The sequence below is a fragment of the Streptomyces chilikensis genome (genome assembly GCF_001642695.1).
Taxonomy (GTDB): domain Bacteria; phylum Actinomycetota; class Actinomycetes; order Streptomycetales; family Streptomycetaceae; genus Streptomyces; species Streptomyces chilikensis.
This window is the reverse complement of the sequence record NZ_LWCC02000069.1, coordinates 1-10,873: the sequence shown is the minus strand read 5'-3', so window position 1 is coordinate 10,873 and position 10,873 is coordinate 1. Positions and strand designations below refer to the sequence as shown.

Annotated in this window: 9 protein-coding genes; 7 read left to right on the top strand and 2 right to left on the bottom strand. The window is 75.7% G+C overall.

Features of this window, described 5'->3' with window-relative positions; genetic code table 11:
* Positions 1-159: 159 nt before the first annotated feature.
* Both A2U95_RS22545 and A2U95_RS22540 read right to left on the bottom strand, forming a co-directional pair.
* A complete protein-coding gene (locus tag A2U95_RS22545; RefSeq protein WP_166026133.1) occupies positions 160-1,206 on the bottom strand; it encodes a DUF6745 domain-containing protein in 1,047 nt (348 codons plus the stop codon).
* Between the two features lie 62 nt (positions 1,207-1,268).
* The gene (locus tag A2U95_RS22540) at positions 1,269-1,595 is read right to left on the bottom strand and encodes a hypothetical protein (protein ID WP_166026131.1); all 327 of its coding nucleotides are present in this window, start codon (positions 1,593-1,595) and stop codon (positions 1,269-1,271) included.
* Between the two features lie 181 nt (positions 1,596-1,776).
* Here A2U95_RS22540 and A2U95_RS22535 point away from each other — a divergent pair, with 181 nt between their 5' ends.
* From A2U95_RS22535 to A2U95_RS22505, 7 genes are all read left to right on the top strand, one after another.
* On the top strand, positions 1,777-2,730 hold the full coding sequence (locus A2U95_RS22535) for an STM4015 family protein (RefSeq protein ID WP_166026129.1): 954 nt from the start codon (positions 1,777-1,779) through the stop codon (positions 2,728-2,730).
* A gap of 159 nt (positions 2,731-2,889) precedes the next feature.
* Positions 2,890-4,086 carry an STM4014 family protein gene (locus A2U95_RS22530; RefSeq protein WP_166026127.1) on the top strand — a complete coding sequence of 399 codons (1,197 nt, stop codon included), beginning with the start codon at positions 2,890-2,892 and terminating at the stop codon, positions 4,084-4,086.
* Between the two features lie 7 nt (positions 4,087-4,093).
* Positions 4,094-4,906: an STM4013/SEN3800 family hydrolase gene (locus A2U95_RS22525; protein ID WP_166026125.1), complete on the top strand. Its 813-nt coding sequence runs from the start codon at positions 4,094-4,096 to the stop codon at positions 4,904-4,906.
* Positions 4,903-6,267 (top strand): STM4012 family radical SAM protein, encoded by a 1,365-nt coding sequence (locus A2U95_RS22520; protein WP_166026123.1) that lies wholly within the window; start codon positions 4,903-4,905, stop codon positions 6,265-6,267. Before A2U95_RS22525 ends, A2U95_RS22520 begins: the two co-directional genes overlap by 4 nt.
* A 10-nt stretch (positions 6,268-6,277) precedes the next feature.
* Entirely contained in the window at positions 6,278-7,168 is an 891-nt protein-coding gene (locus A2U95_RS22515) for an STM4011 family radical SAM protein (RefSeq protein ID WP_166026121.1), read from the top strand.
* 176 nt (positions 7,169-7,344) lie between these two features.
* Positions 7,345-8,868, top strand: a complete 1,524-nt coding sequence (locus A2U95_RS22510; protein ID WP_166026137.1) for an N-acetylmuramoyl-L-alanine amidase — start codon at positions 7,345-7,347, stop codon at positions 8,866-8,868.
* A 180-nt stretch (positions 8,869-9,048) separates the two neighbouring features.
* Positions 9,049-10,773 (top strand): GAF domain-containing sensor histidine kinase, encoded by a 1,725-nt coding sequence (locus A2U95_RS22505; RefSeq protein ID WP_240957652.1) that lies wholly within the window; start codon positions 9,049-9,051, stop codon positions 10,771-10,773.
* The last annotated feature ends 100 nt before the right edge of the window (positions 10,774-10,873 follow it).

The window sequence follows — 10,873 nt, the reverse complement described above, 5'->3', positions numbered from 1 at the left end:
CGCACCGCCCCGCGCCCCGCCCGCGCCGCCCCAGCGGCACGACCGCCCGCGGGAACGGGGCCCGGGCGGCGCGGGTGGGCGCGGGAGCGCTGCCCGGGCGGCGCGGCTCGGGGGGCTCCCCTCCACCGTCCTCGGGGAGGCGGCACGGTGGCGGGCGGGTCAGGTCTCGCGGACGGGGGCGTACGCCTCCGCGGTGAGGCCGAAGGTCCAGGCGACGCCCTCCCGCGCGGTGCGGGTCCGCGGCGGAACCCGCAGCCAGTACGTGCGGAACGTCCCGTCCGGCTCCGCCGTGGAGTTCACCACCTCGACCATCACCACCGGCTCGTCGTCCGGCAGGTCGATCCGCCACAGCACCCCCGACCCGTCCCGGTGCAACGGCCGCGCACCGGAGTCGGAGAGGTAGCGGTCGTACCCGTAGTGCTCCAGCATCACCCGCCGCAGCTCCGCGTTCTCCTCGCTCCGGATCCGGTCGGGCGTCAGCGACGCGAGACCCGTCAGGAACTCCGCCGGCACCGGCATCCCGCGCCACGCGTACAGCGCGAACCCGTCCGGGTAGGCGAGGGCCGGGCCGTCGCCCCGGTCGAGCCGCCCGTTCTCGTCCCGGTGGAGCTCCACGGGACGCTCGCACAGGACCGCCGTCCTCTCGTAGGGCCACCACCAGCCGGCGTGACGCGCCACCGCGGCCAGCCCGTCCAGCGGAGCCCGGTCCGTGTCGAACGCGGCCAGCCAGGCCGCGTCGTGCTGGCCGAGCACCGCGTCGAGGAGGAGCAGACGCACCCGGGTCCGCGACGCCGCGACGTCCCCGGCCAGTTCGTCGACCACCGCGCCGGTGATGCGCTCGGTGAGCAGGCGGGCGGTCTCCCAGAGCCGCCCGCCGGTGGCCGCCCAGTGGGCGCTCCAGCCGGCCGCCCCCGCCTCGCGGGCCACCCGCTCCCGTTCCGCCGCCCACGGCGCCGTGCGGACCGGCTCGCGCACGCTGCGGCCGAGCCCCTCCGCCTCGAGCAGCAGGGCCACCGCCCCGCGCGGCGAACCGGCCCACAGGATCCGCTCCGGTTCGGCCAGACCCGCCCTGCGGTACGCCAGGCGCAGGCCTTCCTCCGCCGCGGCGCGGTCGGCCGGCCCCGTCGCCGCGGCCACACCGCGCCAGTCCGCCACCCGCCCGGCCGGGACGGCCGCCCCGGCCACGGTGTCCGTCGTCCTCGTCATTCCGCCGCTCTCCCCACCTTCTCGGCCTTCTCGGCCTTCTCGTTCCGCCCGGTCCGTCCCGCTCAGTCCGCGACCAGCCGCACGGAACCCGGTACGTACTCCCGCTGCCTGACCACCCGGTACCAGCCCTTCGGGAGGGGTATCGCCGCGTGCTCCTCGTGCACCACCCGCCCGCCTTCCGGGAGATGGAGCAGCAGCGGCCCGGACGGACCGCTCTCGCGCACCAGCCGGCCCGCGCCGACCACCGCGTGGGCGTGGCCGGTGACCTCGCCCAGGGCCAGCACCAGCCGTCCCCGCCCGTCCCTCGCCTCGCCCGGCGCGTCCACCGCCCGGTGCGGCACCGCGTCCGCGGCGACGGGCACGATCAGCACATCTCCCTGCCGGTACACAGAGTTCTCCCCTCGGCTCCGCGCCGGGCCGTCTCCCGGACACGTCTTCGACCGTAGGGGCCGCCACCGACAACGCCCTGTCGCGGAACGCCCCGCCGTCGTCACTGTCGGTGGCCCTTGGTAGAACTGCTGGCAGAACGGCAGTCCGCTGTTCGAACCGGGGAGCGTCAGGAGAAGCGCCATGACCGTCAACCACCACCTGGACGAGCTGTACGGCCTGCCCTCCTTCACCTTCCCGGGAGTGGGGGAGGAGCGGGAACTCCCCGACCCTGAGACGGTGGCCTGGCGCATCGGCGTGGAGGTGTACGAGCCGCAGGAGGAGTGGGCGCAGGCCTTCGCCCGGTTCGCCGGGGCGGTGGACCTGTCGCGGGTGCGCGCCCTGATCGTCGGCCCGTGGCGCGACGCCTACGAGAACTCGAGCAAGGAGGTCGTCGACGCGATCGTCGCGGCGCGCGACCGGCTCCCCGCGCTGCGCGCCCTCTTCCTCGGGGACATGACGTACGAGGAGTCGGAGATCTCCTGGATCGCGCAGTCGGACGTCACCCCGCTGCTCGAGAACTTCCCCGGCCTGCGCCGGTTCGGCGTGCGGGGAGGCAGCGGGCTGGCGTTCCCGCCGCTGCGTCACGAACGGCTGGAGTCGCTCGTGGTGGAGACCGGCGGCCTCGCCGCGGAGGTGGTGCGCGGCATCGCGGCGAGCGACTTCCCGGCGCTGGAGCACCTGGACCTGTGGCTGGGCTCCGACTGGTACGGCGGGGACGCGGAGCCCGCCGACCTCCAGCCGGTCCTGGACGGCACCCGGCTGCCCTCGCTGCGGTACCTGGCGCTGCGCAACAGCGTCGTCCAGGACCGGATCGCCGAGGCGCTGGCGGGCGCCCCCGTGGTGGCGCGGCTGGACGTGCTGGACCTCTCCATGGGCACCCTGTCCGACGAGGGCGCCGCCGCCCTGCTGGCGGGCCAGCCGCTCACCCACCTCAGGAAGCTCGACCTGCACCACCACTTCGTGGGCGAGGAGCTGCGGACCCGGCTCAGGGAAACCCTCGAACCGGCCGGTGTGGAGGTCGACCTCGACGACGGCGGCGCCGAGTCCGACGAGGACGAGGACGGCGTCCACCGCTACATCGCCGTCGCCGAGTGAGCCCGGACGTGCACGTACGCTCCGGCCACCCGCGGCGCTTCCACGGCCCGCGCCACCGCTGCCCGGGCGACCCGGCGGCCGCCCGGCCGCGCTCCGCCCCGGAGCCGCACGGCGTGCGGCCGCCGACGAGCCCCGTGCCCTTCCCCCCGGGATTCCGGTATGCCGCCGCCCCGGAGTGAGCGCGGGACCCGCTTCGCGGTGGTCGGCAACCCGGGGAACCGCCGGGTGGCCCTCTTCTCGGCCGCCGTGCGCGCCGCCGGGCTGCCCGGGCCCCGGGTGGTGCCGTGGCTGGACGTGCTGCGCGACGGCGGGGCGGAGTTCGCCGGCGAGGAGACCGTCCGGGTCGACTCGCCGGGGGAGGACCCGGAGGTCGACCGGCTGCTGCGGGACGTCACCGACCCCGCCCGGGTCGAGGGCTCCGCGCGCTGGTACCGGCGGTTCACCGCCGCCGCCCGCACGCTGACCGGCGGCCGGACGCTCGACGACGCGGACGACCTCGCCGTCCTCTTCGACAAGCGCCGCTGCCACGCCGTCCTGCGGGAGGCCGGTGTCCCGGTGCCCGAGTCGCCGACGTCCGGCCCCGGCGCGCCGGAGGTGCGCGGCTGGGAGGACGTCCGGGCGCTGATGCGCGAACACCGCCTGCCCCGGGTCTTCCTGAAACTCGCCCACGGCTCCTCGGCCTCCGGGGTGCTGGCGATCGACACCGCGTCCGGCGGCCGGATCCGCGCCACCACCTCGGTGGAACGGACCGACGACGGACGGCTGTTCAACTCCCTGCGGCTGCGGCGCCACCACGACGAGCGGGAGATCGCCGCCGTGGTCGACGCGCTGGCCCCCGACGGTCTGCACCTCGAACGCTGGCTGCCCAAGGCGGCCGTCGGCGGCCGGACCTGCGACCTGCGGGTGGTGGTGGTCGCCGGACGGGCCACCCACGCCGTGGCGCGCACCAGCCGGTCGCCCATGACCAACCTCCACCTCGGCGGCGAACGCGGCGACCTGGCCGCGGTCCGCGCGGCCGTCGAGGCCGCCGGCGGCGACTGGGCCGGCATGCTCGCCGTCTGCGAGCGGGCCGCCGCCTGCTTCCCGCGCACCCTGTGCGTGGGCGTCGACCTGCTGCCCGCGGTCGGCTGGCGGCGCTGCGCCGTCGGCGAGGTCAACGCCTTCGGCGACCTGCTTCCCCGCCTCACCGGGCTGCCCGGCAGCGGCGCCGAGGGACTGGACACCTACGCCGCCCAGGTGCGCGCGGCCCTGCGCACCGACCCCGCCCCCGTACCACCGCACGACCCGAGGACGCCCCATGCCGTCACGACCGCCGCAGCCGCCCCAGCCGCCGCAGTCCCCGCCGTCCGTGCCTGAGCCGGACATGAACGAGGTCGTCGGCAGTCACGACCTGCTGATGGTCACCCTGGACACCCTCCGCCACGACGTGGCCGTGGAACTGGCCGAGGCCGGACGCATCCCGAACCTCGCCCGCCACCTCCCCGGCGGGCGGTGGGAGGAGCGGCACGCGCCCGGGAGCTTCACCTACGCCTCCCACCAGGCGATGTTCGCCGGGTTCCTTCCCACGCCGGCCCGGCCGGGCCCGCACCCGCGTCTGTTCGCCGCCCGGTTCGCCGGCAGCGAGACCACGGCCCCGCGCACCTTCGTGTACGACACGCCCGACCTGGTCTCCGGGCTGGCCGGGGCCGGGTACCACACGGTGTGCGTGGGCGGGGTCGGCTTCTTCAACAAGCAGGGCCCGCTGGGCTCCGTGCTGCCGGGGCTCTTCGCGGAGTCGCACTGGGAGCCGGAGTTCGGGGTGCCCTCGCCGACCTCCTTCGAGGCACAGGTGGCCTGCGCCGAGAAGGCGGTGGCCCGGCTGCCGCGCGAGCGACGGCTGTTCCTCTTCCTCAACGTCTCGGCGCTGCACCAGCCCAACTGGTTCCACCTGCCCGGGGCCACCCGCGAGGACGGGGACACCCGGGCCAGCCACGCGGCCGCCCTGGAGTACGTCGACCGGCACATCGGCCGGCTCTTCGACGCGATGAGCAGCCGCCGCCGCTGCTTCGCCGTCGTCTGCTCCGACCACGGCACCGCCTACGGGGACGACGGCTGGACGGGACACCGCCTCGGCCACCCCGTCGTCTGGACCGTCCCCTACGCCCACTTCTTCCTCGACCACGACGAGGCCCGATGAACGCCCCGGCACCTGTCGCCACCGCCGCCTCCGCGGACCCCCGGCCGTACAGCCAGTACGTCTACGCCTACCCCCACAAGACGGCCTACCGGCGCCTGGAGCCCCGGCCCTCGCTGCGGGAGCTGTGGGCCGGGGAGCCCAAGGACGCCCTCTCGCTCTACCTGCACATACCGTTCTGCGAGGTCCGCTGCGGCTTCTGCAACCTGTTCACCCGGATCGGCGCCCCCGACGGGCTCACCGGCGCCTACCTGGACGCCCTGGACCGGCAGGCCGGCGCCGCTCGCGAGGCGCTCGGCGACGGGGAGCCGGTGCGGTTCGCCACCGCCGCGTTCGGCGGAGGCACGCCCACCTTCCTGACCGCTGCCGAACTGGAGCGGCTCTGCGACATCGCCGAGCGGCGCACCGGCGTCGACCTGCGGGCCGTCCCGCTCTCCGTGGAGGCGTCCCCGGCGACCGCCACGGCCGACCGGCTCGCCGTGCTCGCCGACCGCGGCACCACCCGGCTCAGCCTGGGCGTGCAGAGCTTCGTCGACTCCGAGGCGCGCGCCGCCGTCCGCCCCCAGCGGCGGGCCGACGTCGAGGCGGCGCTCGGGCGGATCCGGGAGGCCCGGATACCCGTCCTCAACATCGACCTCATCTACGGCATCGACGGCCAGACCGAACGCACCTGGACCGAGTCGCTGGACGCCGCGCTCGCCTGGGACCCCGAGGAGATCTACCTCTACCCCCTCTACGTGCGCCCGCTGACCGGTCTGGGACGGCTCGGCGCCGACGCGGACACGGCGTGGGACCGCCTGCGCCTCGCGCTCTACCGCACCGGCCGGGACCACCTGCGGGCCCGCGGCTACGAGCAGCGGTCGATGCGCATGTTCCGCCGCGCCGACGCCCCCGCGACGGGCGAGGAGGACCACGCCTGCCAGACCGACGGCATGATCGGTCTGGGCTGCGGCGCCCGCTCCTACACCCGCGGCCTGCACTACTCGTTCGACTACGCCGTGGACATGCGGCAGATCCGCGCCATCGTCGACGACTACGCCGCCCGCCCCGCCGACGACTTCCGGTACGCCGAGTACGGCAGGGCGATCGACGGCGACGAGGCGCGCCGCCGGCACCTGCTCCAGTCGCTGCTCCAGGCCGGCGGGATGGAGCGGGCCGGCTACGCCGCCCGGTTCGGCAACGGCCCCGAGGAGGACTTCCCCGCCGAGCTGGCGCGGTTCGCCCGCCGCGGCTGGCTGGACGACTCCGCGCCCGACGGGCTGCTGCGGCTCTCCGAGGAGGGGCTCGCCCACTCGGACGCGCTCGGCCCCGAGCTCTTCTCGCCGGCGGTCCGTGCCGCCATGGCCGCCTACGACGCGAAGTGAGCGGCGCCCGATGGACCTGACGCTCCTGTACCGGGGCCCGCTGGCCTCCTGCGACTACGACTGCCCCTACTGCCCGTTCGCCAAGCGGCGCGACACCCCGGAGCAACTGCGCGCCGACCGGGCGGCGCTGGAGCGGTTCGCCGACTGGGCGGCCACCCGGACCGGGGACACGCTGTCCGTGCTCCTCACCCCCTGGGGCGAGGGCCTGGTGCGCTCCTGGTACCGCGACGCCATGGTCCGGCTGTCGCGGCTGCCGCACATCCGCCGCGTCGCCATACAGACCAACCTCAGCTGCCGCACCGACTGGCTGGCCGGGGCCGACCTGGACACCCTCGCCCTGTGGTGCACCTACCACCCCGGCCAGACCCCCTACGACCGCTTCCTGGCCAAGGCGCACGACCTGGCCGCGCGCGGGGTGCGCTTCAGCGTGGGCGTGGTCGGCCTCCCGGACCACCTGGAGCACGCCCGGCGGCTGCGCGCGGACCTCCCCGCACGGGTCTACCTCTGGGTCAACGCGGCCGAGGGGCACACCTACACGGACGCGCAGGCCGCGTCGTGGACGGAGCTCGACCCGCTCTTCCCGTACAGCCGGCACCCGCACCGCAGCGGCGGCCTGCCCTGCCGGACGGGGGAGTCCGTGGTCTCCGTGGACGGCGACGGGACGGTCCGCCGCTGCCACTTCGTCCGTGCGGAACTGGGCAACCTGTACGACGATTCGTTCCGTGCGGCTCTGCGGCCCCGCACCTGCCCGCTCGCGGTCTGCGACTGTCACATCGGCTACGTCCACCTGGAGACGCTGCCGCTGTACGACGTCTTCGCGGGCGGGGTCCTGGAGCGGATTCCCGCCGACGCGCCGTCACCACGCGTGCCACAGGGGCTCGGAACACCCGGGCGCTATTGACGCGTGCATGACGGATCGGCTGGAGTGGTGCGCGCCACGCACGACATCGGCGGCCCCACGACCCGCTCCGGCGACCTGGAGGAACTGTGAGAACACGAACGGCGCACCGGACGCGCACGGCGTTGTCCGGACGCACGGCCGTCCCCGCCCTGGGCGCCCTGCTCGCGGGCGCGCTGATGGTCACGGGCGCCCCCGCCGGCGTCGCGGCACCGGACCGCGCCGTCGCCGCCGGGCCGTCCGCGGAGTCGTCCGCCGGGCCGCTGGCCCGGGCCTTCGAACGGTCGGCCGCCGAGTACGGGGTGCCGCGCGACCTGCTGGTCGCCGTCGCCCACGGCGAGAGCCGTCTGGACGACCACGGCGGCAGACCCAGCCAGGCCAACGGCTACGGCGTGATGCACCTGGTCAGCAACCCGGACCACCGCACCCTGGAGCGGGCGGCCGCCCTCACCGGCCTGTCCCCCGCCCGGCTGCGCGAGGACACCGCCGCCAACGTCCGCGGCGGCGCCGCCGTCCTGCGGGCCCTGGCCGACGAACGGGGCCTCGACGCCGCCGGCCGCCGGGACGCGGGCGCCTGGTACGAGGCCGTGGCCGCCTACGGCGGCGCCGAGGACGACGCGGCCGCCCGGCTGTACGCCGACGCGGTCTACGACTTCCTCGGCCAGGGCCTGACCGCCCGCACCAGGAGCGGCGAGACGCTCAGGGTCGCCCCCCGTGCGGTGGAGCCCGACCGGGGGAGGCTGGAGCGGGCCGCCGGGGACGACTTCGGCGTCGAGAGCACCGACTACGCGCCGGCCCTGTGGGTCCCGGCGGACGCCTCCAACTACACGGTGGGCCGCGCCTCCGCCATCACCCATGTGGTCGTGCACGTCACCCAGGGGTCGTACGCGGGCTCCATCAGCTGGTACCAGAACCCGTCCTCGGACGTGAGCGCCCACTACACGATCCGCTCCTCGGACGGCCAGGTCACCCAGTCGGTCCGCGAGAAGGACACCGCCTGGCACGCCCGGTCCGGCAACCCCTACAGCGTGGGCATCGAGCACGAGGGCTACGTCAGCGACCCGGCGTGGTTCACCGACGCCATGTACCGCTCGTCCGCCGCCCTCACCAGGCACCTCGCCGACCGCTACGGCATCCCCAAGGACCGCGCGCACATCGTCGGCCACGTCGAGGTGCCCGGCAACGACCACACCGACCCCGGGCCGTACTGGGACTGGTCGTACTACATGCAGCTGGTCGGAGGTTCGAACTCCGGCGGCGAGGTGCGGCTCACCTTCCCCGCCTACACGTCCGTCAGCACCGGATCCACCGGTGACCTCGTCCGCGCCGCGCAGCACCTGCTCAACCAGCAGGGGCACGGCGCCGGCACGGTCGACGGGATCTTCGGCTCCGGGACGGCCACGGCCGTGAAGTCCTTCCAGACCGCCAGGGGCCTCACCGCCGACGGCGTGGTCGGCAGGCGCACCTGGACCGCGCTGCTCACCGCCGGAACCACGCCCGTCCTCCAGCAGGGCAGCACCGGGGCCGCGGTGGAACGCCTGCAGCGCGGTCTCACCGCGGCGCTCGGCCGGACCGTGGACGCCGACGGCGTCTTCGGCCCGGGCACGGCGACAGCGGTGCGCGAGTACCAGACCGGCCGCGGCCTGACCGCCGACGGCATCGTGGGATCCGGCACCTGGGGAGCCCTCCAGGCCGGGCGCTGACGCCGGGGACGCCCGTCCGCCCACGCCCACGCCCCGCCCCGCCCCGGTCGTCCCAGGTCACCCCCGCGTACGGCGCGGGGGTGACCGCCTTTCCCGCCCCCTCACCCGGCAACGCGGGGCCCGTCACGTAATCTTCACGGTTGCGGGCCGTTGTCGGACGAAGACGGAGGGGGCCGACCGGTGGCTGAGGAATCCCCGGAGCCGCGCGTGCGGCTGCCGCAACTGAGGCTCGACGAACTCCTGGGCGAGGTGCAGGCGCGGCTGGACGCGGCCAGGGGCACCCGTGACCGCGTGCACAGCCTCCTGGAGGCCGTGCTCTCGGTCGGCCGGGAACTCGACCTCCAGCAGGCGCTGCACGGCATCGTGGAGGCCGCGGCGGTGCTGGTCGACGCGCGGTACGCGGCGCTCGGCGTGATCGGACCGGACGGGCGGCGCCTCTCCGCCTTCCACACCATCGGGGTGAGCGACGAGGAGATCGCCCGGATCGGCCCCTACCCCGAGGGCCACGGCATCCTGGGCGAACTGATCCGCCACCCGGAGCCGCTGCGGCTCACCAAGCTCTCCGAGCACCCCGCCTCGCACAGCTTCCCGCCCCACCACCCGCCGATGAACAGCTTCCTGGGCGTTCCGATCCGGGTGCGCGACCAGATCTTCGGCAACCTGTACCTGACCGAGAAGCGGGGCGGCGTCCAGTTCGACGAGGACGACGAGTCGGTCCTCTCGACGCTCGCCGTGGCCGCCGGCGTCGCGATCGACAACGCCCGCCTCTACGAGGAGTCCCGGCTGCGCGAGCGGTGGCTGCGCGCCAACGCCGAGATCACCCACAGCCTGATGTCCGGCACCGGCCGCGCCGACGTGCTGGGCCTGATGGCGGAGCGCGCCCGTGAGATCACCGGCGCCGCCCGCGCCGTGGTCGCGGTGCCGCTGGACGACGGAGCCTCCCTCCGGGTGGAGCTGGCCACCGGCGAGGGGGCCGACGAACTCGGCGGCCTGGTCCTCGACGTGGGGGAGAGCCTGATGGGCCGCTCCTTCGCGACGGCCTCGCCCGCCTTCTGGGCGTCCCCGGCCGACGGCGGCGGGCTGCCGGACGACCTCTCGCTGCTGCCCGGCCAGGGCCCGGCGGTGGCGGTGCCGATCGGCGACGGCGGACAGGGCGTCCGCGGCGTCGTGCTGCTCGCCCGCCAGGCCGGCGGAGCGGCGTTCACCGGCGACGAGACCGAGCAGCTCCAGGCGTTTGCGGCGCAGGCGGCGATCGCCATGGAGCTGGCCGAGCGACGCCGCGACGCGGAGCAGATGGCCGTGCTCCAGGACCGCGACCGGATCGCCCGCGACCTCCACGACCTGGCCATCCAGCGGCTGTTCGCCACGGGGATGACGCTGCAGAGCGCCGGACGGTTCATCGAGCATCCGATGGCGGCCGACCGCGTGCTGCGCGCGGTCGACGACCTCGACCAGACCATCAAGATCATCCGTTCGACCATCTTCGGGCTGCGCGCCCGTGACGGCGAGGGCACCGCCACCCTGCGCTCCCGGGTGGTCCGGGTGGCGGGCGAGGCCGCGCCGGTGCTCGGCTTCGCGCCCGGCGTGCGCATGGAGGGCCTGGTGGACACCGTCGTCCCGGGCCGCACGGCCGACGACCTGGTGGCGGTGCTCGCCGAGGCACTGGCCAACGCCGCCCGCCACGCCCGCGCCGGCCGGGTCGACGTGGTGCTGGAGACCGACGGCCGCACCGTGCGCCTCACGGTGACCGACGACGGCGTGGGCGTCGCGCCCGGCGGACGGCGCAGCGGGCTGCGGAACATGGCCGAACGCGCCGAGCAGCGGGGCGGCACGCTGGAGCTCACCACTCCGCCCGGCGGCGGCACCACGCTGGTCTGGGAGGTCCCGCTGCCGGCCGAGGGCTGACGGCGGACGGCCGACGACGCGATCGCCCGCGGCCACGCGGAGGGCCGCCCACGGGCGCGCGCCGCCGCCCCGCCAGGCCGGCGGCCCCCCGCCAGGCCGG